General features: G+C 71.4%; 22 protein-coding genes. 6 read left to right on the forward strand and 16 right to left on the reverse strand.

The features are described 5' to 3' along the window. Positions 1-27: 27 nt before the first annotated feature. Entirely contained in the window at positions 28-948 is a 921-nt protein-coding gene (locus CYAGR_RS02580) for an NAD(P)H-dependent glycerol-3-phosphate dehydrogenase (RefSeq protein WP_015108205.1), read from the reverse strand. A gap of 27 nt (positions 949-975) precedes the next feature. Here CYAGR_RS02580 and CYAGR_RS02585 point away from each other — a divergent pair, with 27 nt between their 5' ends. Beyond that, complete coding sequence (locus tag CYAGR_RS02585) at positions 976-1,740, forward strand: SDR family NAD(P)-dependent oxidoreductase (protein WP_015108206.1); 765 nt, start codon at positions 976-978, stop codon at positions 1,738-1,740. Positions 1,741-1,762: 22 nt separating this feature from the next. On the opposite strand, the gene CYAGR_RS02590 is transcribed toward CYAGR_RS02585, so the two are convergent. After that, positions 1,763-2,149: a DUF2237 family protein gene (locus CYAGR_RS02590; RefSeq protein WP_015108207.1), complete on the reverse strand. Its 387-nt coding sequence runs from the start codon at positions 2,147-2,149 to the stop codon at positions 1,763-1,765. Positions 2,150-2,265: 116 nt separating this feature from the next. On the opposite strand from CYAGR_RS02590, the gene CYAGR_RS02595 reads away from it, so the two are divergent. Then, positions 2,266-2,493, forward strand: coding sequence for a hypothetical protein (locus CYAGR_RS02595; RefSeq protein ID WP_015108208.1), 228 nt, complete (start codon positions 2,266-2,268; stop codon positions 2,491-2,493). A 31-nt stretch (positions 2,494-2,524) separates the two neighbouring features. Here CYAGR_RS02595 and CYAGR_RS02600 read toward each other — a convergent pair whose 3' ends face one another. The 3 genes from CYAGR_RS02600 to CYAGR_RS02610 form a co-directional block, all read right to left on the reverse strand. Continuing rightward, complete coding sequence (locus CYAGR_RS02600) at positions 2,525-2,797, reverse strand: small RNA NsiR4-regulated ssr1528 family protein (protein WP_015108209.1); 273 nt, start codon at positions 2,795-2,797, stop codon at positions 2,525-2,527. A 67-nt stretch (positions 2,798-2,864) separates the two neighbouring features. Continuing rightward, complete coding sequence (metH, locus tag CYAGR_RS02605) at positions 2,865-6,557, reverse strand: methionine synthase (protein ID WP_015108210.1); 3,693 nt, start codon at positions 6,555-6,557, stop codon at positions 2,865-2,867. Beyond that, on the reverse strand, positions 6,557-7,474 hold the full coding sequence (locus CYAGR_RS02610) for a branched-chain amino acid transaminase (RefSeq protein WP_015108211.1): 918 nt from the start codon (positions 7,472-7,474) through the stop codon (positions 6,557-6,559). The genes metH and CYAGR_RS02610 overlap by 1 nt, the downstream gene beginning before the upstream one ends. A 53-nt stretch (positions 7,475-7,527) precedes the next feature. Here CYAGR_RS02610 and cobN point away from each other — a divergent pair, with 53 nt between their 5' ends. Continuing rightward, positions 7,528-11,307: a cobaltochelatase subunit CobN gene (gene cobN, locus CYAGR_RS02615; RefSeq protein WP_015108212.1), complete on the forward strand. Its 3,780-nt coding sequence runs from the start codon at positions 7,528-7,530 to the stop codon at positions 11,305-11,307. 24 nt (positions 11,308-11,331) lie between these two features. Here the strand turns inward: cobN and CYAGR_RS02620 are convergent, their stop codons facing one another. From CYAGR_RS02620 to CYAGR_RS02645, 6 genes are all read right to left on the reverse strand, one after another. Next, entirely contained in the window at positions 11,332-11,868 is a 537-nt protein-coding gene (locus tag CYAGR_RS02620) for a hypothetical protein (RefSeq protein ID WP_015108213.1), read from the reverse strand. A 29-nt stretch (positions 11,869-11,897) separates the two neighbouring features. After that, positions 11,898-12,563 carry a PHP domain-containing protein gene (locus tag CYAGR_RS02625; RefSeq protein ID WP_015108214.1) on the reverse strand — a complete coding sequence of 222 codons (666 nt, stop codon included), beginning with the start codon at positions 12,561-12,563 and terminating at the stop codon, positions 11,898-11,900. Beyond that, the gene (hemJ, locus tag CYAGR_RS02630) at positions 12,550-13,179 is read right to left on the reverse strand and encodes a protoporphyrinogen oxidase HemJ (RefSeq protein ID WP_015108215.1); all 630 of its coding nucleotides are present in this window, start codon (positions 13,177-13,179) and stop codon (positions 12,550-12,552) included. The genes CYAGR_RS02625 and hemJ overlap by 14 nt, the downstream gene beginning before the upstream one ends. An 84-nt stretch (positions 13,180-13,263) precedes the next feature. After that, a complete protein-coding gene (locus CYAGR_RS02635) occupies positions 13,264-13,581 on the reverse strand; it encodes a hypothetical protein (RefSeq protein WP_015108216.1) in 318 nt (105 codons plus the stop codon). Beyond that, entirely contained in the window at positions 13,578-15,590 is a 2,013-nt protein-coding gene (gene uvrC, locus CYAGR_RS02640) for an excinuclease ABC subunit UvrC (RefSeq protein WP_015108217.1), read from the reverse strand. Before uvrC ends, CYAGR_RS02635 begins: the two co-directional genes overlap by 4 nt. Before the next feature lie 9 nt (positions 15,591-15,599). After that, positions 15,600-16,091, reverse strand: a complete 492-nt coding sequence (locus CYAGR_RS02645) for a flavin reductase family protein (RefSeq protein ID WP_015108218.1) — start codon at positions 16,089-16,091, stop codon at positions 15,600-15,602. Positions 16,092-16,175: 84 nt separating this feature from the next. Between CYAGR_RS02645 and coaD the strand changes: the two genes are divergently transcribed. Together coaD and CYAGR_RS02655 are read left to right on the forward strand one after the other, a co-directional pair. Further along, positions 16,176-16,679, forward strand: coding sequence for a pantetheine-phosphate adenylyltransferase (gene coaD, locus CYAGR_RS02650; RefSeq protein WP_015108219.1), 504 nt, complete (start codon positions 16,176-16,178; stop codon positions 16,677-16,679). Further along, positions 16,672-17,619: a coiled-coil domain-containing protein gene (locus CYAGR_RS02655; RefSeq protein ID WP_015108220.1), complete on the forward strand. Its 948-nt coding sequence runs from the start codon at positions 16,672-16,674 to the stop codon at positions 17,617-17,619. Before coaD ends, CYAGR_RS02655 begins: the two co-directional genes overlap by 8 nt. A 21-nt stretch (positions 17,620-17,640) precedes the next feature. On the opposite strand, the gene CYAGR_RS02660 is transcribed toward CYAGR_RS02655, so the two are convergent. The 5 genes from CYAGR_RS02660 to dapF all read right to left on the reverse strand — a co-directional run bounded on the left by CYAGR_RS02660 (position 17,641) and on the right by dapF (position 22,587). Next, the gene (locus tag CYAGR_RS02660) at positions 17,641-18,984 is read right to left on the reverse strand and encodes a D-alanyl-D-alanine carboxypeptidase/D-alanyl-D-alanine-endopeptidase (RefSeq protein ID WP_015108221.1); all 1,344 of its coding nucleotides are present in this window, start codon (positions 18,982-18,984) and stop codon (positions 17,641-17,643) included. Position 18,985: 1 nt separating this feature from the next. After that, positions 18,986-19,510, reverse strand: coding sequence for a DUF4330 domain-containing protein (locus CYAGR_RS02665; RefSeq protein ID WP_043326261.1), 525 nt, complete (start codon positions 19,508-19,510; stop codon positions 18,986-18,988). Positions 19,511-19,593: 83 nt separating this feature from the next. Then, positions 19,594-20,283 (reverse strand): DUF1995 family protein, encoded by a 690-nt coding sequence (locus tag CYAGR_RS02670; protein ID WP_015108223.1) that lies wholly within the window; start codon positions 20,281-20,283, stop codon positions 19,594-19,596. Positions 20,284-20,309: 26 nt separating this feature from the next. Then, positions 20,310-21,506: a cysteine desulfurase family protein gene (locus CYAGR_RS02675; RefSeq protein WP_015108224.1), complete on the reverse strand. Its 1,197-nt coding sequence runs from the start codon at positions 21,504-21,506 to the stop codon at positions 20,310-20,312. After that, on the reverse strand, positions 21,487-22,587 hold the full coding sequence (gene dapF, locus CYAGR_RS02680; RefSeq protein ID WP_043326263.1) for a diaminopimelate epimerase: 1,101 nt from the start codon (positions 22,585-22,587) through the stop codon (positions 21,487-21,489). Before dapF ends, CYAGR_RS02675 begins: the two co-directional genes overlap by 20 nt. Before the next feature lie 43 nt (positions 22,588-22,630). On the opposite strand from dapF, the gene CYAGR_RS18100 reads away from it, so the two are divergent. Next, a complete protein-coding gene (locus CYAGR_RS18100) occupies positions 22,631-22,870 on the forward strand; it encodes an Hfq-related RNA-binding protein (RefSeq protein WP_015108226.1) in 240 nt (79 codons plus the stop codon). The last annotated feature ends 26 nt before the right edge of the window (positions 22,871-22,896 follow it).

Genomic DNA, 22,896 nt, shown 5'->3' on the forward strand with positions numbered 1-22,896 from the left:
CATTGCACGGCGGCACAGCCGTGTCGTTCAGGGGGCCGCTTCGGCCCGCAGGTCGCGCTGCATCAGCTCCTGCACCGCCTGGCGGGCCTCCAGCTCCCCCGCCAGCAGGCGCACCACCTGCCCGCAGATGGGCAGTTGCCACCCCTCCCGCTCGGCCAGGGCCAGGGTGGCACGGGCGGTGCGGGGCCCCTCCACGGTGGCGCCGATGCGGCCGAGGGCGGTGGCCTCGTCGCAGCCCTCGGCCAGCAGGCTGCCGAAGCGGTAGTTACGGCTGAGGCTGCTGTTGGCCGTGGCCAGCAGGTCCCCCAGGCCCGCCAGCCCGTAGAGAGTGGTGGGCTGGCCGCCGAGAGCCTGGAGCACGACGGCGATCTCCGCCAGACCCCGGCACAGCAGGGAGGCCTTGGCGTTCGCCCCCAGGCCCAGCCCGTCACTGATGCCGGCGGCCAGGGCGATCACGTTCTTGAGGGCTCCCGCCGCCTCGGTGCCGATCGGATCGGCGTTCGTGTAGAGCCGCAGGTGCGGGGTCCGCAGCTGCTCCTGCAACCGGCGGGCCAGCGCGGGGTCGTCGCTGCTGAGCACGCTCGCCGCGGGCAGGCCCCGATCCAGCTCCTCGGCCAGATTCGGGCCGCTCATCACCGCCAGCGGCAGCGCTGGCAGGTGGCGCCGCCAGAGCTGGCTGGCGGTGCAGAGGCTGTCGAGGTCAATGCCCTTGCTGCAGCTCAGGAGCGGCAGGCCCTGCGGCCAGTGCCCCTGCAGGCCCAGGCCAAGGGGGGTGACCCCCACCATCGACACGGCCACCACGACCAGATCGCAGTCCTGCAGAAGGGCCGCCGGGTCTCCCCCATCCCGCCGCGACCAGCTGCGGAGCTGATGCCCCTGGCGCTCCCAGAGCCGCAGCAACGTGCCGCCCCAGGCACCCCGACCCAGCACGGTGATGCGCAGACTCATGGACCGACGCGCGGGGCAGATCCCCGGATGGCCCTGCCATCATGCGCCATCCCCCTGCCCGCCATGACGACCGCCACCCACCCCTGCTGGCACGACTGGGAGGGTCAGGCCCTGATCGTGGGTCCGGGGGGCATCGGCCGGGCGCTGGCGGCCGAGCTGGCCCGACGGGCGCCGGGCCTGCAGATCCGCAGCGCCGGCCGCCGCGGCGCGGACATCCCGCTCGATCTGGCCGATGACCCCAGCCTGGCCGCGCTGGCCGCCCGTGCCCCCGGCGAGCTCGCGCCGCTCCGGGTCGTGATCAACACCGCCGGGCTGCTGCACGACGGTCCCCTGCAACCGGAGAAGCGCCTCTCCCAGGTGAACCGCCAGGCCCTGGAGCGCAGCTTCGCCGTCAATGCCTTCGGCCCGCTGCTGCTGGCCCAGGCGATCGAGGCCGCCCTGCCTCGCGACCGGCCGGTGCACTTCGCCAGCCTTTCGGCCCGGGTGGGCAGCATCGGCGATAACCGCCTCGGCGGCTGGTACGCCTACCGGGCGGCGAAGGCGGCCCAGAACCAGCTGCTGCGCACCCTGGCGATCGAGTGGCAGCGCCGCCTCCCCCAGGCCTGCGTGACCCTGCTCCATCCCGGCACCACCGCTACCCCGCTCTCAGCCCCCTTCGGCCGCTCCGTGCCGCCCACGGCCCTGTTCAGCCCGGAGCGGGCCGCCGGCCACCTGCTCGATGTGCTGGAGGGCCAGACGCCTGCCGGCAGCGGCGCCTTCCTCGCCTGGGACGGCTCGCCGGTGCCCTGGTGAGGCCTTGGCTTGCGGGCGCCGCTCAGGCGGCGTGGCTGCGCAGGACGTCCAGGGGGATCACCTCCAAGGTGGAGAGGGCGGAGCTCTCCAGCCGTACGGGGGGGGCCATGCCGTCCTCATAGGCCTCCAGCCAGCGGGCGGCGCAGACGCACCAGTGATCCCCGGGGCGCAGGCCGGGGAAGTTGTAGGCCGGCATCGGCGTCGACAGGTCGTTGCCCTGGGCGCGGCTGTAGGTGAGAAACGGTTCGTTCACCACACAGCAGACCGTGTGCCGGCCGAGATCACCGGGATCGGCATGGCAGTAGCCGTCCCTGAACCATCCGGTGAGCGGCGCACACCCGCACTCCTGCAACGGTTCTCCCAGCACGTTGCGGCTTTCGGCAGGGGGCTGCGGGGCGGAGGCGACCAAGGCCGGGGCGGTGCAGGAACGGGGAGAGTCTGACGGAGGACTGGCACAAATTGCCCCCAGGAGGTTGACGAATTCCGGGGGAGAGGGGTTAAAGGTCTTTCAGCACGACCCCCTTCATGAGCTGGGATTTCACCGAGGATGCGGCCTTCCTGGCCCTCTGCGACGCCTACAAGGAAAGCGGTGAGCCCTCCGCCATGGAGTTTCTGGCCCATGGCGAGGGCGCCTTCCACTTCCAGGAGCTCACCCAGAACGCCGCGGGGGAAGGGATCGATTTGAGCGACTCCGACGCCCTCGACGCCTTTCAGCAGGACGTGATCGACAGCCTGGAGGAGCTCTGCAGCTGAGCCCCCAGGCCATGCGGTGGTCTGGCCGTCGTCAGCTGTAGAAGAAGGCGATCTCCTTGTCCTTGAGGCCCTCCCAGCCCGCTTCCCGCAGGCGCTGGTCGAGGGTGAGTCGATCCATGTGCTTGGCGCCGGTTCGGACGATGCGGTTGCGCATCGACTTCTTCACCCCGCTGCGGGCCCGGCGGCTCTCCAGCTCCATCACTTCGCCGTAGAGGGCGAGCATGGCGGCCGGGATCGGGGAACCGTCCAGATCCACGCCCGCCGCGATGGCGTCATCGACGCCGCCGGGTCCTGCGATGGCCATGGCCAGGGTTGCGAAAGGTGAGCAAAGCCTGCCATGGCCGGCCCCCAGGCGGTGTCGGAGGAGGGCTTCAGGCGCTGAAGTACCGGGCCTGGCTGTGGAGGGCCACCAGGGCAGTGGTGCTCTGCTCCGGCTCCAGCTGGTCGCTCTCGTCCATCGTCAGGCCGATGCGGTCGGCGCCCAGCCAGGCGAGCTGCTGGCGGGAGTCAGCCACGTTCGGGCAGGCGGGATAGCCGAAGGAGTAGCGGCTGCCCCGGTAGCGCTGGGCCAGCACGTCCCGGAGGGCCGTGGGCTCGTCGGCGGCGAATCCCATCTCCCGGCGGATGCGGGCATGGGTCCATTCGGCGAGCGCCTCGGCCATCTGGACCGCCAGACCGTGGAAGTAGAGGTAGTCGCTGTAGCGATCAGCCCGGAAGAGCTCCTGGGCGAAGCTGGTGGCCCCTTCGCCCATGGTGACGGCCTGCATCGGCAGCACGTCCGCGGGCCGCAGGGCGCCGTCCGGGCCGGCCTCCAGGTCGCGGTAGAAGTCGGCGATGCAGTAGCGGTTGCCGCTGCGCTGGCGCGGCAGGGCAAAACGCCCCAGCTCGCCGCCGCCGCCGGTGGCCGGTGCCCCGTCGGCCATCGCCGTCGGATCGAACACCACCAGCTCATTGCCGGCGCGGCCGCAGGGGAAGTAGCCGTAGGCCACCCGGGGGGTGAGCAGGCCCTCCCGGCGGCAGCGGCCGAGCCACTCCTGCAGCACCGGTTCCGCCTTCTCGGCGAGCATCGCCTCGTAGGCCTCCCGGCTCTGCTGCTGGGTCTTGCGCAGTTGCCACTGGCCGGCGAAGAGGGCGTTGCGATCCAGGTAGGCGAAGACGTCGTCAAGGTTGATCTCGGCCTCGGTGAGCACCCGGGTGCCCCAGAAGGGCGGTGCGATGGCCGGTTCTGCCGGCACCGCCGCGGAGCGGTCGTCGTTGCCGGCCGCCACCGTCCCAGCTGCCCCAGACCCGGCCGGCGCTGGGTCTTCCCCAGCCACCACGGTCGCCTCGTCCGGATCGGCCGCCGCCGCCACAGACGGGGGCTCAGCCAGCCCCAGGCCTTCGGGAGCGCCGTCGAGGAAACCCCGGTGGTCGTCCCAGCGGCCGGCCGCCTTGGCCTCCATCAGGGCATCCATGAACCGCAGGTCGGCGAAGGCGTCCCGGCCGTAAATCACCTGGCCCCGGTAGGCCTGGCGGCAGTCGCCATTGACGAAGCGCGGCGTCAGCGCCGCCCCGCCGAGGATGACGGGCACAGAGATGCCGACCTCATTGAAGGTTTCGAGGTTGTCCTTCATGAAGGCGGTGGATTTCACCAGCAGGCCGCTCATGGCGATGCAGTCGGCCCTGTGCTGCCGCTGGGCCTCGACGATCGCGTCGACGCTCTGCTTGATGCCCAGATTCACCACCTCATAGCCATTGTTGGTGAGGATGATGTCCACCAGGTTCTTGCCGATGTCATGAACGTCGCCCTTGACGGTGGCGATCAGAAACTTGCCCTTGCTGCTGGATTCGCCTTCCTGGCGCTCCATGTGCGGTTCGAGAAAGGCGACGGCCGCCTTCATGGTTTCGGCACTCTGCAGCACGAAAGGCAGCTGCATCTGCCCGGAGCCGAACAGTTCACCCACCACCTTCATGCCATCCAGCAGGAAGGTGTTGATGATCTTCAGCGGCGGATGCTCCGCCAGGGCCTCCTGCAGGGCGGCCTCCAGGCCGATGCGCTCGCCGTCGATGATGTGCTGCTTGAGCCGCTCCTCCAGCGGCAGATCGGCCAGCGAGGGCCCTGAGGCCCGGGCCTCCCTGGCGCTCACCCCCTCGAACTCGCTGGTCAGCAGGGTGAGGGGATCGTGGACGCAGATGCCGTCCTCGAAACGCCGCCGGTCGTGGATCAGATCGCGGCAGATCTGCTGGTGCTCCTCGCTGATCTTCGCCAGGGGGAGAATCTTCGCCGGGCTGACGATCGCCGCATCCATGCCCGCGGCGCAACAGTCGTGCAGGAAGACCGAATTCAGCACGATGCGGGCGGCCGGGGACAGCCCGAAGCTGACGTTGCTGACCCCCAGCACCACATGGACGCCGGGAAGGTCCTGGCGGATCCGGCGGATCGCCTCGATCGTGGCGGCCGCGTTGGCCCGGTCCTCCTCGATACCGGTGGAGATGGGCAGGGCGAGGGGGTCGTAGAAGATCTCGTGGGCCGGCAGGCCGAACTCGAGCGCATCCCGGTAGGCCCGCTGGGCGATGGCGAACTTGCGCTCGGCGGTGCGGGCCATGCCCTCCTCGTCGATCGTGCCCACGACCACGCCGGCGCCGTAGTCACGGGCCAGTTCGAGCACCTTGAAGAAGCGCTCGTCGCCGTCCTCGTAGTTGGTGGAGTTGAGAATGCACTTGCCGCCGGCCACCTTGAGGCCGGCCTCCATCTTCTGCCACTCGGTGGAGTCGAGCATCAGCGGCAGGTTGACGTTGGTGACCAGGCGGCTCACCAGATCGTTCATGTCCTTCACCCCGTTGCGCCCCACGTAGTCGACGTTCACATCGAGCACATGGGCGTTCTCCTTCACCTGGCCCCGGGCCACCGCCACCAGGCCATCCCAGTCCTCGGCATTGAGCAGTTCGCGCACCTTCTTCGAGCCGCTGGCATTGAGCCGCTCGCCGATGATCAGGAAGGAGTTGTCCTGGAAGTAGGGGGTGACGCCATAGATCGAGGCCACCGCTGGCTCGTAGTGGAGCGGCGGCCGCTCCAGCCGCTGCCGGGGCTGCCGCACCTCGCGGGGGGCGGGTTTCAGGCCGGAGGCGAGCTCCGCCAGGGCGCCGATGTGGGCGGGAGTGGTGCCGCAGCAGCCGCCGATCACCTGCACGCCGAGATCCTCGACGAAGTGCATCAGCTGCATCCGCATCTCGGTGGGGGTGAGCCGGTAGTGGGCTACGCCGCCGATGTTCTCCGGCAGCCCCGCATTGGGAATGCAGCTCACCACAAACGGACTGTGCTGGCTCAGGTAGCGGATGTGCTCCTTCATCTGCTCCGGGCCCGTGGCGCAGTTGAGGCCGAGCACGTCGATCGGGAAGGGCTCCAGGATCGCCACGACGGCGGCGATGTCGGAGCCGACCAGCATGGTGCCGGTGGTCTCCATGGTCACCGAGACCATCAGGGGCCGCCGTTCCCCGGCGGCGGCGAAGGCCTCCTCGATCCCCTGCAGGGCCGCCTTGATCTGCAGCACGTCCTGGCAGGTCTCGACAATGAACAGGTCGACGTCACCGGCAATCAGGCCGGCGGCCTGCTCGCGGAACGAGGCCTTCATCGTGTCGAAGTCGATGTGGCCGAGAGTGGGCAGTTTGGTGGTGGGCCCCATCGAGCCGGCCACGAACCGTGGCTTCTCCGGCGTGCTGTAGGCGGCGGCCATCTCGCGGGCGAGCTCGGCGGCCCGGCGGTTGATGGCGAAGGCCTGGTCCTCCAGTCCGTACTCGGCCAGCACGATCGAGGCGGCCCCGAACGTGTCGGTCTCGATCACGTCGCAACCCACCTCCAGGAACTGGCGATGCACCGCCTGGACCGCATCGGGCCGGGTGAACACCAGGTTCTCGTTGCAGCCCTCCAGGGCCGCACCACCGAAATCCTCGGCCGTCAGGTTCATCTCCTGCAGGGAGGTGCCCGTGGCGCCGTCGAAGACGAGCACCGGCCGGGTGGGACCGTGCAGCCAGTCGAGGAAGCCGATGCGGTCGGTGGGGTGGTGGATGGCGGCGGTGACGACCATCAGGCGTCGATGCGGATGCGGGTGACCCAGTGGTCATAGGAGGGATCGCGGCCCTCCGTGATCGCGGTGAGGCGGTCGCGCAGACGCTCCATCACGGGGCGGTGGCTGGAGAGGTCGGTGGATTCGATCCGGCGCACCGGGGTGACCCGGGCGGCGGTGCCGCTGAGGAACACCTCGTCGGCGATCATCAGCTCGGTCTTGTCGACGGCGCGCTCGAGCACGGGGATGTCCATGGAGCGCGCCAGCTCCATGATGCTGGCCCGGGTGATGCCCTCGAGGATGTCCTGATCGACCCCCGGGGTGATCAGCACGCCGTCCCGGACGATGAACAGGTTCATGCCGCTGGCCTCGCTCACCTTGCCGCGGCTGTTGAGCAGCAGGGCTTCATCGAAGCCGCTCTTGACCGCTTCCGTCTTGGCCAGGGAGCTGGTGATGTAGGCGCCGCTGATCTTGCCCCGCAGGGGCAGGGAGCGGTCCTCCTGGCGGCACCAGCTGCTGATCCGGCAGCTGACACCTTCGGGCGAGAGATAGTCGCCCATCTCGATGCCGTAGATGAGGAAGTCGGTCTGGATGTTGTGCAGGCGCGGGGCGATGCCGAGGTCGCTGGTGTAAACGAAGGGCCGCAGGTAGATCGGACAGGTGGGCCGGTTGGCCTGCAGAAAGGCATGGATAGCCTTGTGGATCGTCTCCTCCGGCAGTTCCGTCAGCAGCAGCCGGGCGCTCTGGCTGAGGCGGCGGGCATGGCGATCGGCGCGGAACAGCAGAATCTCGCTGGTGTCGGCGGGGTTGGGGAGGGCCCGCATGCCGCCGAAGGCGCCCGTGCCGTAATGCAGCGCATGGGTGGCCACCGAGAGGGTCGCCTCGGCAAAGGGGACGCATTGTCCGCCGAACCAGGCATAGGGCAGGAACTGGTGCATGGAAGGCGGTGGCGACGATGCGATCTTCTCATCGCGTTCGGCAGGATGGGGTGATGCATCGACTCGCGTCCATCGCCGGGGACAGGACGGAGGACGACGGCGGCCTCTTCGTGGAGCAGCCACCGGCGCCGGTGGTGCTGCTCAGCAGCGCCGACACGGATCTGCTGGCGGTGGCCCAGCTGCTCGCGGCCGAGCCGGAGCTGCTGCCGACCGCGCTGCGGGCCCTGAACCTCTCGGCCCTGCAGCACCCGGCGGTGATCGACCACTACGTGACCACCAGCCTGGCCAGCACCCGGCTGGTGGTGGTGCGGCTGCTGGGGGGTCGCGGCCACTGGAGTTACGGGCTGGAGTGTCTGCGGCAGTGGGCCGACGCCGCGGAAGGCCGCCAGCTGCTGGTGCTGGCCGGCACCGCCGAGGAGGAGCAGGCCCTGGCCTGCCTCGGCAGCCTCGACGGCCCCCTGGCGTCGGCCTGTGCCGCCTGCCTGCGGGAGGGGGGGCCGGCCAACCTGCGCCTGCTGCTGCGGACCCTGGCCGGCCTCCTGGCCGGCGAATCACCCGAGCCCCCCTGGCCCGCCCCGGCCGCCGACCCCCTCCCCCACGACTGGCGCGACGAGCCCGGTTCCCGGGTGGGGGTGATCCTCTACCGGGCCCTCTGGCAGGCGGGGGATCTGGCCCTGATGGAGGCGCTGCTGGCGGCTCTGCGCGGCCAGGGTCTGGCGCCGCGAGCCCTGTGGGTGAGCAGCCTGCGGGATGGGGCCGTACAGCGGGGGGTGGCCGATCTGCTGGCTCGCGAAGGGGCGGAGGCCGTGCTCTGCGGCACGGGCTTCGCGTCGGTGTCCTTCGAGGAGGCGGGGCTGGGGGCGCCCCTGTGGGAGCGGTTGGGGGTGCCGGTGCTGCAGGTGCTCTGCAGCGGCCGCAGCCGCGGGGTCTGGAGCGCCAGCAGCATCGGCCTGGCACCCCTGGATCTCAGCCTCCAGGTGGCCCTGCCGGAGCTGGACGGGCGCCTCACCACCCGGGTGGGGGCCTTCAAGGAATGGTGCGCCACCAGCGACAGCCTGGCCACGGCCCTGCACCGCTACGTGCCCGACCGGGGGCGCCTCGACTGGATCGCCCGCCTCACCGCCGCCTGGATCGACCTGCGCCGCACCCCGGCCGCCGGGCGCCGGGTGGCCCTGGTGCTGGCCAACTACCCCAACCGCAACAGCCGCCTGGCCAACGGCGTCGGCCTCGACACCCCGGCCAGCGCCGCCCTGATGCTGGGCTGGCTGGCGGAGGCCGGCTACGACCTGGGGGCGGCCGTGGATCTGCCGGCCGACGGCGATGTCCTCATCCACCGGCTGCTGGAGGGCCGCAGTAACGACCCGGAGAGCGGCCACCGCCCGCCCCTGGACCACCTGCCCCTCGCCACCTACCAGACCTGGTACGCCACCCTGCCGCCGGAGGGCCGCCAGCGGCTGGAGGCGGTCTGGGGGCCGCCCGATACCGACGCGGGCCTGGAGCCGGTGGCTCTGGCGGACGGGGTCATGGGCCCGGCGTTCCCGGTGCGCGGGCTGCGCTTCGGCCGGGTGCTCGTGCTGATCCAGCCCGAGCGCGGCTACGACCGGGATCCCAGCCTCAGCTACCACAGCCCCGATCTGCCCCCCACCCACGCCTACCTGGCCCAGTACCTCTGGCTTCGCCAGAGCTTCGAGGCCCAGGTGGTGGTCCACGTGGGCAAGCACGGCAACCTCGAATGGCTGCCCGGCAAGGGGCTGGGGCTGTCGCAGGACTGCTTCCCCGAGTGGGCCCTCGGCCCCCTGCCGCACCTCTACCCGTTCATCGTCAACGACCCGGGCGAAGGCAGCCAGGCCAAGCGCCGTGCCCAGGCCGTGATCCTCGACCACCTGACCCCGCCCCTGGGCCGGGCCGGGCTGCACGGGGATCTGCAGGGCCTGGAGGCCCTGCTGGATGAGTACTGGGAGGCGCGCCAGCTGGGCAGCGCCCGGGCCCCGCTGCTGCGGGAGCGACTGGGCCAGCGGCTGGAGGAGCTGCAGCTGCCCGTCACGGCCCTGCCGGATCTGGACGGCCAGCTGGAGGCGGCCGACGGCTACCTGTGCGAGCTCAAGGAGGCCCAGATCCGCCTCGGCCTGCACACCTTCGGCACCCTGCCGGCACCGGCGAAGCTGGCCGAACTGCTGCTGTGCCTCGCCCGTCCGCCCCAGGCGGGGGTGCCGGGGCTCACCCAGGCCCTGGCCCTCGATCTGGGCCTCGACCTCGACCCCTGGTCCGATCCGGAGGAGGCCCCCCTCTCCGCCGCCGACCGCGGCCGGCTCGCCGCCCTCAGGGGCAGCGGCCCCCAGCTGCGCCACATCGGCGACGGGGTGGCGCTGCTGGAGGCCCTCGCCCTGGGACTGGTGGAAGAGGAGCTGGGCGGAGCGCCCGGAACAACGGCGTCTGCACCGGAGACGCCCGAGCTGCCGGGGACGCCCGTGGCGCTGGGAGCCGCCACCGAACGGGCCCTCGGGCACCTGCGCCGGGCCCTGCTGCCGCCCCTGCTGGCCTGCGGCGCGGCGGAGCGGCAGTCCCTGCTCACCGGCCTGGCCGGCGGCCGCATCGCCGCCGGTCCCTCCGGGGCGCCGACCCGCGGGCGGCCGGACCTGCTGCCGACGGGGCGCAACTTCTACAGCGTTGACCTGCGCGGCCTGCCGACGGAGGCGGCCTGGGACCTGGGGCGGCGCAGCGCCGAGCTGCTGCTGCAGCTCCATCTCCAGGAGGAGGGCGAGGACCTGCGCACCCTGGCCCTGTCGGTGTGGGGGACCGCGACCATGCGCAACGGCGGTGAGGACATCGGCCAGGCCCTGGCCCTGATGGGGGTGCGCCCCGTCTGGGACGGACCCACCCGCCGGCTGGTGGACGTGGAGGTGATTCCCCTGCGCCTGCTCGGCCGGCCGCGGGTGGACGTGACCCTGCGCATCTCCGGCCTGTTCCGTGATGCGTTCCCCCAGCTGGTGGGCTGGTTCAACCGGGCCACCCGCCTGGTGGCCGGCCTCGACGAGGCCCCCGAAGACAACCCCCTGGCGGCCTCGGCCCGGCAGGAGGGCCATGGGGGTCGCATCTACGGATCAGCGCCCGGCGCCTACGGGGCCGGGCTGCAGGGCCTGATCGACAGCGGCCACTGGGAGGAACGCGGCGACCTGGGCGAAGCCTTCCTCAACTGGAGCGCCTGGCGCTACGACGGTGACCCCGTCGACGGGGCCAGCGGCGGCGCCATCGACGCCATGGCCGATCGCGCCGGCCTGGAACGGCGCCTGGCCCAGGTGCAGGTGGTGCTGCACAACCAGGACAACCGGGAGCATGACCTGCTCGATTCCGACGACTACTACCAGTTCCAGGGGGGCCTGAGCGCCGCCGCTGAGCGTCTCCAGGGCCGGGCCCCGGCCCTGTGGTTCGGCGACCATTCCCGCAGCCAGCGCCCCCGGCTGCACCGACTCGAGCGCGAGTTTGACAAGGTGCTGCGCTCCCGGCTGCTCAATCCCCGCTGGATCGCCGCCATGCAGGAGCACGGCTACAAGGGCGGCTTCGAGATGGCCGCCAGCCTCGATTACCTCTTCGCCTACGACGCCAGCACCGGGCGCGTCCCCGACTGGGGCTACGGCGCCATCAGTGCCGCCTGGCTGGAGGACGGGGCCGTGCGGGCGTTCCTGGGACGTGCCAACCCCTGGGCCCTGCGGGACATGGCCGAACGACTCCTGGAGGCGCACCATCGGGGCCTCTGGGACGGGGCCGATCCGGAGCGGCTGGAGAGGCTGCGGCAGCTGGTGCTGGAGAGCGAGAGCCTGGTGGAGCAGCGCTGAACCAGGCTCCAGGCGCCCCGGGGATCAGAGCTCCAGATCCCTCACCATGGAGCGGAACGGATCGGTGGTGCCCGGCTTGGCCGCCGCCTGGGAGCCGGCCGGCTGGCCCTGGGCCTCGGCCTCTTTCTGCTGCTTGGCCGCCGCCGGACCACCGGGCAGGTTGGTGGGGGTGACGGCCGCCCCCTTCATGCGCTGGCCGAGCTCGGCGGCGCTCATCTGCTGGGCGAAGGTCTTCTTGACGGGCTTGGGGATGCCGCCGGTGAGGTTGACCGATCCCTTCTCGGTGGGCTGGATGCCCGCCAGACCGGGGGTCATCTTCTCGACCCGGGCCTCCATCGAGGCCACCTCCGCCACCATCTCCTTCTCACCCGGGCTGTCGGCGTTGCCGGGGAAGGTGTGGCGGATCGTGTTCGACCGCTTCATGAACTTGACATCACCGAGGCTGCTGGAGGCCTCGGGATCGAGGAAGAAGGTCTCGGCCTTGGGTTTGGCCTTGGCGGCAGCCTCGGGCTTGCTCACCGAAGCGGCACGGGAACCGAACAGACGATCGAACAGACCCATCGACGCAAGGAGGAAGGTGTCAGCAAACCCTAGCGGCCGCGGAGCACCAGCCCATGGGTATCCGTACCACAACTCATCAGAAGGCCCCGGCGCTCCAGGTCGGCGGCGATCGCCTCGCACACCAGCGGCGTCGGCTGCCAGCGGCTCTGCATGCCGTAGTCGTACCAGACCTCGGCGCCGTCGAAGCCCAGATCCGCCGCCGCCGCGATCAGGCGCTGGTGGGGCAGCCGGTAGCGGGCGGGGTGGGCCAGCAGCACCAGACCCCCGGCCTCCCGGATCGCCGCCACCACCGCCTCGGCCCGCAGGGCCGCCCCCACGACGGCACTGCCCTGCAGGTAGGGGTGGAGGGAGGGGTGCTGCTCGGCGAAGCCCAGGCCGAGCACATGGACCAGGCAGCCCTCCAGCAGACAGCTGATCTCAACCCCGCGCCAGAGCGTGGGTATGGCCGTCCCCCGCCGGCGGTGGTCGTCCAGGGCGGCGCTGATGGCGCCATGGGCCGCCAGGCCGTGGTGGTCGGTGACGGCCAGGTGCTCCAGGCCGATGGCCACGGCCTCGGCCGCCAGATCCTCGGGGTGGAGGCTGCCGTCGCTGCAGATCGTGTGGCAGTGAAAGTTGAACCGCTCCGGGCAGCTGTCGGCCCGCACCTGGCGCAGCACCGGGGTGAGGGGATGGGCGAGAGCCTCAGGCCGCAGCACCGCCACTCTCCTGCTGGGCCAGCCGTTCGGCGCGCAGCCGCCGCCAGCGGGCATAGAACTGGATCGACGCGGCCATGAACACCACCAGGGCCACCAGGAACCAGGTGGCGGCGCCGGTGGGGAACTGGCCCTTGAAGACCACCAGCATCACCACCAGCAACAGCATCAGGGTGGGCAGTTCGTTGAGGGCCCGCAGCTGGCGGCCACTCCAGTTGCACGCGCCGCGCTGCAGCTGGCCCATCAGCCGGTAGCAGAGGTGGTGGTAGACGAGCAGGCCAGCCACGACGGCCAGCTTGGCGTGCATCCAGGCCTGCTTCAGCCAGAGGGGCTCCACCATCAGCAGACCCACGGCCATGGTCACGGCCACCACCATGCCCGGGGTGGTGATGATGTTGGCCAGGCGCCGCTCCATCAGGCCGTACTGCTCCTCGAAGGCCTGGCGCAGGGGCGGCTCCAGCTCGGCGGCCTCCCGGTGGTAGATGAACAGGCGCACCAGGTAGAACAGCCCGGCGAACCACACGACCACCCCGACGATGTGGAGGGTCTTGAACCAGAGGTAGGCCTCGGGGGGCCACGTCACGGCGAGGGTCAGGGGCAGGGACAGCGGCAGCGTCATGTCAGGGCCCGGGGGAGCGCGATGGGCGACGGACCGTCAAGTTAGACGCCGTGCTGCGGTTCATCGCCATGGGGTGGGCTGGGCTCAGCCTTCCCCCACCAGGCGGCAGCAGCGGCGGGCCACGGCGGCGCTGTAGGCCCGGTCCACGGGGCCCAGCCGCGGACTGATGGCGCCATCGCGGCAATCCACCACGATCCGCTCCCGCCGGCTCTCCTGGTCGCTGACCCGCAGCCGCAGCTGCCAGTGGTGCTTGGCGCTGCGGCTGATCTCGTCCCCGCAGACCGGGCCGACGCAGAGGCCCGGGGCGGCTGCCACGGGCGCCGGGACGAACGCCAGCAGCAGCAGGGCCAGCAGCAGGCCAGCCCAACCCCCCACACCCCAGGCCCGCACGGCTGGCCTCATCCCGCCAGCTCCAGGGGTTCCCCGTGGCGGGCGTCGGCCTCGTCGGCCCCGTCCATGGGGGGGTGGAAGTGCTCCCACACCTGGCGGGCCAGGGCCGGCCCCATGCCCGGGACGGCGGCGATCTGCTCGGGGCTGGCCAGCTGGATGGCGTCGATGGAGCGGAAGTGGGCCAGCAGGTCCTTGACCCGCTTGGGCCCCAGGCCGGCGATGTCGCTGAGCCGGGAGCGCTTCATCCGCTCGCCCCGCTGCTGGCGGTGGAAGCTGACGGCGAAGCGGTGGGCCTCGTCCCGCAGCCGCCGCAGCAGCACCACCCCCAGCTGGTCGGCCTCGGTGTCGAGGGGCTCGCCGGCACCGGGCAGGAACACCTCCTCCCGCTGCTTGGCCAGGGAGCAGACTGTCAGCTCCTCGTGCAGGTCTAGCTCCCGCAGGGCCTCCATCACCGCTGACAGCTGGCCTTTGCCGCCATCGATCATCACCACATCGGGCCAGTCGCTGAGGCCATCGGTGTGCAGGGCTGAGGCGCCGGCCCGGCGCAGGGCGGCCAGGTCGGCCCCCTCCGCCTTCGCCTGGGACCAGCGGCGGAATCGCCGCCGCATGATCTCCGCCATGGCCATGAAGTCGTCGGAGTGGCCGGCGCGGATGCTGCTGCTCTGGATCCGGTACTTGCGGTAGTGCTGCTTGGCCGGCAGGCCGTCGATGAACACCACCTGGGAGGCAACCGCGTCGCTGCCCTGGATGTGGCTGATGTCGTAGCCCTCGATCCGCCGCGGCGGCACCGGCAGCTCCAGCAGCTGGGCCAGGTCCTCGGTGGCCAGCAGCTGCTGCTCCGCCCCCCGCTGGGCCCGGGCCAGCTCGAAGCCGGCGTTGCGCTCCACCAGCTCGATCAGATCCGCCTTCTGGCGCCGCTGGGGCACGGCGAGCCGCACCTTGCGGCCCCGCCGTTCCGCCAGCCAGTCACCGATCAGCTCCTGCGCCGGCAGCGGGTGCTGCAGCAGCAGCTCCGGCGGGATCTCCACCGGCTCCACCTGGCTGTAGTGCTCCTCGACCACCCGCTGCAGCACCTCCGCCGGGGTGGCGATCGCCGCGTCGGCGGTGTAGCCCAGCCGCCCCACCAGCTTGCCGGCGCGCATCTGGAAGATCTGCACGGCCGCCACGCGATCATCTGCCGCCAGGGCGATCACATCGCGGCTGATGGAACTGTCCCCCAGGCTCATCTTCTGGTCGGCGGTGAGCAGGTCGAGGCCCTGCAGCTGGTCGCGAACCCGGGCGGCGGCCTCGAAATCCAGCCGTTCGGCATAGCGCTCCATCTGCTGCCGCAGGAGATCCAGCAGTTCATCGTTGCGGCCCTGGAACACCATCGCCACCTTGCGCAGGATGCGGTGGTAGTCCTCGGAGCCGATCTTCTCCTGGCAGACCCCGGGGCAGCGGCCGATGTCGTAGTTGAGGCAGGTGCGGTCGCGGTAGAGGGGCTGGGGACGCTGGCGAAGCGGGAACACCCGCTTCACCACGGCCAGGGTGCGGCGCAGCAGGCCCACATCCACATAGGGCCCGTAGAAACGGTCGAGGGGACTGCGCATCCGGCGGCGGCGGGTGATGAAGATGCGCGGGTAGGCCTCGCTCCAGGTGATGCAGAGGTAGGGGTACTTCTTGTCGTCCTTGAGCAGAACGTTGAAGTGGGGCTGGTGGTTCTTGATCAGGTTCGACTCGAGCGCCAGCGCCTCCGCCTCGCTGTCGGTGACGATGAACTCGATCTCGCAGACCTGGCGCACCATCAGGGCGATGCGCGGGCTGATGTCGTGGGAATCGCGGAAGTAGCTGCGCACCCGGGCCCGCAGGCTCTTCGACTTGCCGATGTAGAGGATGCGGTCGCTCGCATCCCGCATCAGGTAACAGCCGGGCTCCGCCGGTAATTCCCGCAGCCGGGCCGAGAGCCGCTCGCGCTGGAGCAGCAGCGGCCCGACGACGTCACCGCCCGGAGTGCCTCCCGGAGGCGCAACCGGCTCAGCCATGGTCCGGCCTCAACCGCCGTACTGCCAGCCCGTGGCGGCTAGTTCCAGGGCGGCGGCGTCGCGGTGCAGGGTCGCCGACTTCACCTCCCCCACGAAGACGGTGTGGTCGCCATGGGCGACCTGGCCCACCAGGGTGCACTCCACCGCCCCGAGGGCGTCATCGAGCACCGGCAGGCCGAGGGGGCCGAGGTGGAACGGGGCGGCATCGAACCGTCCACCCACCCCTTTCTGGGGTTTGAAGAACACCGCCGCCAGGTCCTTCTGGTCGGCGGACAGCACGTTCAGGCAGAAGCGCCCGCTGCGCTGGATCATGCCGTTGCTGGTGGAGTCGGCCCGCACCGCCATCACCACCAGGGGGGGTTCGAAGGAGCCCTGGGTGACCCAGCTGGCGGTGAAGCCGTTGACCTCCTCGCCCTCGGCTACCCCGCAGATGAACACACCGTGGGGGATCTTGCGCAGGAGCGTCTTCTTGGCGGCCGCGTCCAGGGCAACGTCGGTCATGGGGTGGGCGGCAGGGATCGTTGGACTCTAGGAACCCGTCCGGGCCGGTTACCCCGCCCGGGCCTGTCTCCATAGGCTGGGGCGATGCGAGCGCTCTATCCCGGCAGTTTCGATCCCCTCACCCTGGGCCACCTTGACCTGATCGAGCGGGCGGCCGGCCTCTTCGACGGGGTCGTGGTGGCGGTGCTGATGAACCCCTCCAAACAACCCGCCTTCCCCCTGGAGCGGCGGCTGGAGCAGATCCGCCTGGCCACCGAGGGGATCGCCGGCATCGAGGTGGGCCATTTCGACGGCCTCACCGTGACCTACGCCCAGAGCTGCCGCGCTCAGGTGATCCTACGGGGCCTGCGCGCGATGAGCGACTTCGAGTTCGAGTTGCAGATCGCACACACCAACCGGACCCTGGCCCCCCGGGTCGAGACCCTGTTCATGGCCACCGCAGCGCACCACAGCTTTCTCAGCAGCTCGGTGGTGAAGGAGGTGGCCCGCTTCGGCGGGGACGTGGGTCACATGGTCCCGCCGGGAGTGGCGATTGACCTGGAGAGGCTCTTTAATCGACAGGCAGCTCCCGGAACCCGATATGGCTGAGGTCCGATTCACCGTTCTCGATCAGCTGGACCAGCTGGAGGACATCGTTCTCGACGGCAGCCGGATCCCCTTCAGCGGTGGCCGTCTGGTGAACGAGCAGGACGCCATCGAGATGATGGACGCGCTGCGGGAGGCCCTGCCCGGGCAGATCTCCCAGGCCGAGGACCTGATCCGCCAGCGGGAGGGCTTCATCGAGAAGGCCCGGGTGCAGGCTGAGGAGATCGTCACCCAGGCGCGGCGCGAGCGGGAGCAGCTGATCAACGCCGCCGCCATCCGCCAGGAGGCGGAGCGCCAGGTGACGGAACAGCGGGAACTGGCCCGCCAGCAGTGCGAGCAGATGGTGCTGCAGGCCCGCCAGCAGGTGGCCCAGACCGAACAGGAGCACCAGGCCCGGATGGCCCAGTTCGAGCAGCAGTTCGCCGGCCGCCGGCAGCAGCTGGAGCAGGAGGCCCAGCAGCGGCGCCAGCAGCTGGAGCAGGAGGCGGCGGAGCGCAACCGCCAGCTGCTTGAGCAGCACGAGCGCAGCCGGGCCCAGGCCCTGCAGGAACTGGAGGGCATCCGCCAGGAAGGGCTGCGCATCCAGCGGGATAGCCAGGCCGAGGCCGAGCGGCTCCATGCCGACGCGCTCCAGTTCCGCCAGCAGACCCAGCAGCAGTGCGATGCCCTGATCGCCCGCAGCCGCCAGGAGGCGGCCACCATCCAGGAGGGCGCCAACCGTTACGCCGAGCAGGTGCTGGGGGAGCTGGAAGTGCGCCTCAAGGAGCTCAGCCAGGTGGTGCTCGGCGGCAGGCGGGAGCTGGTGCGGCTGCAGGCCCAGGAGACCCAGGCCGCCAGTCGTCCGCCGGAAGCCCCCATTCCCCTGGAGAATGCCACCGTGGATCGGGCCCGACGGGCCGCAGGACGTCTGCGGCGGGCCGCCAGCCGGGGGCTCGCCAGTTGAGGCAGGCGCCTCAGAGCCTGCTCAGATCGCCGATGGGCAGGCCCCCACGGCCTGCACCTCCCGCAGCACGCGGCCGATGGTGGTGTTCGGAGCCCCGGCTCCGGCGGACACGGCACTGACGTAACGGGGGCCATCCGGCGTCTGGAGCACGCCGCTGATTGAGCGCACGCCGGTGAGGGTGCCTGTCTTGGCGAAGAGACGGCCATCGAGGCTGGTGCCCTTGTAAAGATTGCGCAGGGTGCCGCGGCGACCGGCGATGGCCATCGAGCTGATGTAGTCCCTCGCATAGGGGTGATGGTCCATGCGCAGCAGCAGGGCCACCAGAAAGCGGCTGGTCACCCGGTTGGCGCGGTCGAGGCCACTCCCGTCAGCCACCCTGACCCCTTCCATGGGCAGGCCCTGTTCGCCCAGCCAGATCGTGTTCAGGCGGCTGGCCTCGGCCACGTCCCAGGTGCCGGCCGCCTGGCGCAGCAGCACCTCGGCGGTGAAGTTGTGGCTTTCGGTGTTGGCCAGGCTCAGCAGGCCGTGCATGGAGGTGGAGGGTTCCTCGTGGATCAGCACGGCATCGGCGGGCAGGGGCTGGCGAGCGGACACCAGGGTCAGCTGCAGGGGCGACCCTCCGCCCTGGTTCATGGCGCGGCGCAGCAGGGTCTGCAGCCGGGAGGGGGGATTGCTCACCGCATCGTCAATGGCGTTGCTGGTGATCGCCAGCCGGGTGATCGGAGCGCCGTAGGCGTAGGCCCGGTCGGCCACATGCCAGCCACTGGGCCACCAGTTCTGGGAGGCTTCCTCCGCCAGTTCCAGCCGCACCGGACCGCCACCCTCAGGCGAGTTGGCGCCGGCGGCCATGGCCAGCTGGGCGAAACGCTGCAGCTGGGGCAGGGCCAGGTCGGGATCCCCCTGTCCCGTGAGCCGCAGGGTGCCGTTCTGAAGCCGCCACAGCTGGGTGCTGAGCCGGTAGTCGGGGCCGAGGCGATCGAGGGCGAAGGCGCTGCTGACCAGCTTCTGGTTGGAGGCCGGCACGCGGGGCTGGCGCCCGTTGACGTCGGCCAGCAGCCGACCGCTGCCGTCGGCGACGCTGACGCTCCAACGGGAGCGCTCCTCGCCCAGCACCTGGGCCACCTGGCGCTGCAGGCTGGGGCAGCTGACCTCGCGGGCCAGCCGCGGCATGCCCACCGGGGGCGGAGCCGGCGGCAGGGCCGCCATCGGCAGGGGCCGCTGGCTGCGGGGCGAGGGCAGGGCCGGCGCGTTCTGGGCCCGGGCCGCCAGGCCCGCCGATCCGGTGCCGGCGGCGACCAGCAGCAGAGTCACCAGCCTCAGGGGATGGCGGTGGCGGCGGTGGCCGGGGCGGGCGGACGCGGTCATGTCAGGAGGTTCCGAGTTTCAGGCCCGTCACGGTGCCGTTGAAGCGGTAGTTGGTGCCCTCCAGCTCCACCGGGGCGCCGATCTTGATCGTCTGGTTGCCGAAGACCACCCCACCGGCGGTGCGGCGCCCCTGGCCCTCCAGTACGAAACGACCATCGAAGGTGCTGAAGGTCTTCTGGTTGGGATCGGGGGCGCTCACCACCTTCCCGTCGGGGGTGAGGGTGGAGATGATCCGGTCGAAAGGGAGGATCTGCTTGACCGCCACGCTGCCGTGGGGCTGGTTGCGGATCACGATCGCCACCTTGCCCTCGGCCCGGGCCTGCTCCAGCAGTTCCAGGGGGGCGGCGGCGGGGGCACCGCGCACGTCCACCATCACGGTGACGGGCTCGAGAGCGCCGGTGGCCTGGGCCACCGCCCCGCTCAGCCGGGGGCTCCAGATCACGCCCCCGATCGCCAGCAGGGCGGCGGCGGCGGCGCCGACGTCGACGAGGCTGAGGGAACGGGGCCGGGGCGACTCGCTGGGCATGGGCATGGGAAAGCCCGCGAAGTGTACGCAGCCTTTCCGGGATGCACCAGCCGCGCCAACCGGGGACCCTTCGATCCGCCGCCTCAGTTCTGCAGGTCCTCGATCATCTGGCCCAGGGCCCGCAGGTTGCCGCCCAGACCCGCCTCCTGGCGGCCGCTGAGGGCCAGATCCTGCTGCTCCGCATCGGGCTTCTGCTCAAAGCTCCCCGCCAACCGGAAGCCGTCGGGGTCGAGCCGGTAGAGCTCCCAGTCGCCCGGGTAGGCGATGCGCAGGGCCCGGTCGGCCTTGGGCAGCAGGGCATAGGCGGCCCGCCAGCCGGCCAGAAAGCCGCGGCGCCGCTGGCGCGCCACGCTGCCGATGCCCACGGCGGCATCCTCCAGGGCCGGATTGACGAGCACCACCGCGTCCCCGTGGCGGCCGCACACCTCCTCCACCAGCTCGTATTCGGCCTGGCTCGCCCCCACCAGCAGCAGCACGCCGCTGGAGGGTTCCTCCTGCTGGCGACGCCGCTGGTCGGAAAAACTGCCGATCTGCTCGGCCAGGTCCGGCGCATCCCGGCGGGCCAGGGCGGTGGCGCCGGCATCCGGAAACAGCAGCCGCACCGCGGGCCGCTCCGCCATCAGCCCTTCAAGCAGCCGCAGCACCACGGGCATCAGGCGCAGCCCTTCGAAACGGAACTCCACGGTCCAGCGCCCCCCCGATCCGGCCGCCAGGGCCGCCTGCAGGGCCTGGAGGGCTTCGGCTTCGGCGGTGCGCAGGTCGGCGGGCAGCATCGGCGGGCGGCAGGGCTGATCGGACCCTACCCAGGCGCTTCCGCCACGCTGCGGCGGGCCTGCTCCAGGGCCGCCGGCAGGCCGGCCAGATCCCCTGGGCTGACCCATGGGCCCAGGCTGATCCGCAGGCCGCTGGTCGCCTCGGTGGGGTCGTATCCCATCGCCAGCAGCACCGCACTGGTGCCCGCCGTACCCGCAGCGGCCCCAGCGCTGGCGCAGGCCGATCCACTGCTCACGGCGTAGCCCCGGCGGGCCAGCTCCCGCACCAGCCGCCGACCGCCCAGCGGCCGCCCGTCCGGCCCGTCCACCAGGAGGCTGATGTGGTGCGGCAGGCGCCCGGCGGGGTCGTCCGGCTCCGGGCCGCTCAGCCGCACGCCCTCCAGCCGCCGCAGGTCGGCCAGCAGCTGATCCCGCAGCGACGCCAGCGGATCGCCGCCGCCGTGGGCCGCCAGCCGCCGGTCGGCCAGCTCGAGGGCCGAGGCGAAGCCGGCCACCAGGGCCACCGGTTCGGTGCCGCCGCGACGCCCCCCCTCCTGGGCCCCGCCGATCAGGGGCTCGAGCCGGACGCCGCGCCGCACTAACAGGGCCCCCACGCCGCGGGGACCCTGCAGCTTGTGGGCCGCGCAGCTGAGCAGGTCCACCGGCAACCGGCTGAAATCGACCGGGCGGTGCCCCACCACCTGCACCGCATCGACGTGGAAGCGCACGCCCGCCTGCCGGCACAGCGCACCGATCGCTTCGATCGGCTGCAGGGTGCCGACCTCGCTCTGGCCCCAGAGCACCGACACCAGCCGGGTCGGCGGCGTCAGCAGGCGCTGCAGGGCCTCCAGATCGACCACGCCGCGCCGGTCCACCGGCAGGAGCTGCACCTCCCAGCCCCGGCGCGCCAACGCGGCGGCGGCGGCATAGCTGGCGGGGTGTTCCACCGCCGAGAGCAGCACCCGACCCGGCTCCAGCGCTCCGGCGGAGCCCACCAGGGCGGTGTGGATCGCTTCGCTCCCCCCGGAGACGAACAGCAGTTCATCGCCGCCGCAGCCGAGCCGGGCGGCGAGGGCCTGGCGATCACGCTCCAGGCGTTCCGCCGCCGCCAGGCCGGGGCCATGGAGGCTGGAGGGGTTGGCCCAGGCCTCCCGGTGGGCACTTGCCATGGCCTCCAGCACCGGCGCTGCCGGGGGGGCGGTGGCGCAGGCATCGAGGTAGACCTCAGGTGGCGGCGGAGACATCGCGGGAGAGGCGGCCCCGGGTGCGGGATTCCAGGGATTCGCCCGCCAGGGCCACCAGGTCGTCGAGGGAGCGACCCTCCAGCAGGGCCGTGACGCGGGCTCGGGCTTCGGCGCTGGGGCAGGCCTCCGGCCGCAGGCAGCCGTTGACGCAGGCGGTGGCGCAATCGATGGTGCTGGACGGCGCTGCCACCGCCAGGGCGGGAGGCTGCGCCCCGTCCTCGCCGAACAGCGACGGGGCCACGACCCCGTCGAACACCGCCTCCGCCGGACCGGTCATGAACACGTGGCCGCTGGCCTTGTCCCAATGGATCTCCAGGGGCCCCCCCGGCAGATCGAGCCGGGCGTGGCGGGCGGCCAGCCCGAGCCGATGGCAGGCCACCAGGGTGGCGCAGGCGCCCGTTCCGCAGGCCAGGGTGGGCCCCGCCCCCCGCTCCCAGACCCGCATCACCAGATGGTCGGGGGCGAGCACCTGGACGAAGTGGACGTTGGTGCGGGCCGGAAAGGCCCCGTGCAACTCAAGGGCGGCGCCGAGGCCCTCCAGATCGATCGCCGCCACGTCGGCGACGGGCACGACGGCGTGGGGGTTGCCCATGCCGGCGGCCGCCACCGCCAGGCGCTGGCCCAGCACCTCCAGCTCACCCACCGGCAGCCCCTGCTCCCCCACGGCCAGGGTGGTGGGCACGCTCTCGGGGGTCAGGAACGGCGGGCCCATGTCGACGCGAATGCGACCGTCCTCGGCCAGGGCCGGCACCATGCGACCGGCGAGGGTCTCGATCTCCCAGCTCCGCGGAGCCTGGTCGCCGTCGCTGTCCGCCAGGAAACGGGCCAGACAGCGGATGCCGTTGCCGCACATCTCCGGCTCGGTGCCGTCGGCGTTGAAGATCCGCATCCGCAGTTCACCGCCCTCCCTGGGCGGCAGGGCCAGGATCACCCCATCCCCGCCCACCCCGAAGCGGCGGTCGCAGAGCCGCTGCACCCGTTCAGGCGTCAGGCCGAACAGGCCCTCAGGATCCTCTAAGCTGCGGCCGTCAAGGAGCAAGAAGTCATTTCCCAGACCCTGGTATTTGCTGAATTGGAGCACCTGAAGCACCGTTCCGTAAGACCTGGAGGTTGGGGTCGATCCTATGCAGAGTTTCTTTGAGCGACGGGGACCCAGGCTCGACACGACCCTGCCCAGTGTGCGGCACGTCCAGGAGCTGATCCGCATCCGCACCCCTGTGAATGTCGTCCTGCTCTCCGGCAAGGAGTTCGATGGCATCATCCGCTGGCAGGACAGCCATTACCTGGCGATGAGCACTGAACCGGGCACGCCGCTGCTGCTCATCAGCCTGGCCGCCGTGGCTTCGCTGCGGGCCCTCAGCTGACCTTTCCATGGGCTGTGACACGATCA

Source organism: Cyanobium gracile PCC 6307, assembly GCF_000316515.1.
GTDB classification, from domain to species: Bacteria; Cyanobacteriota; Cyanobacteriia; order PCC-6307; family Cyanobiaceae; genus Cyanobium; species Cyanobium gracile.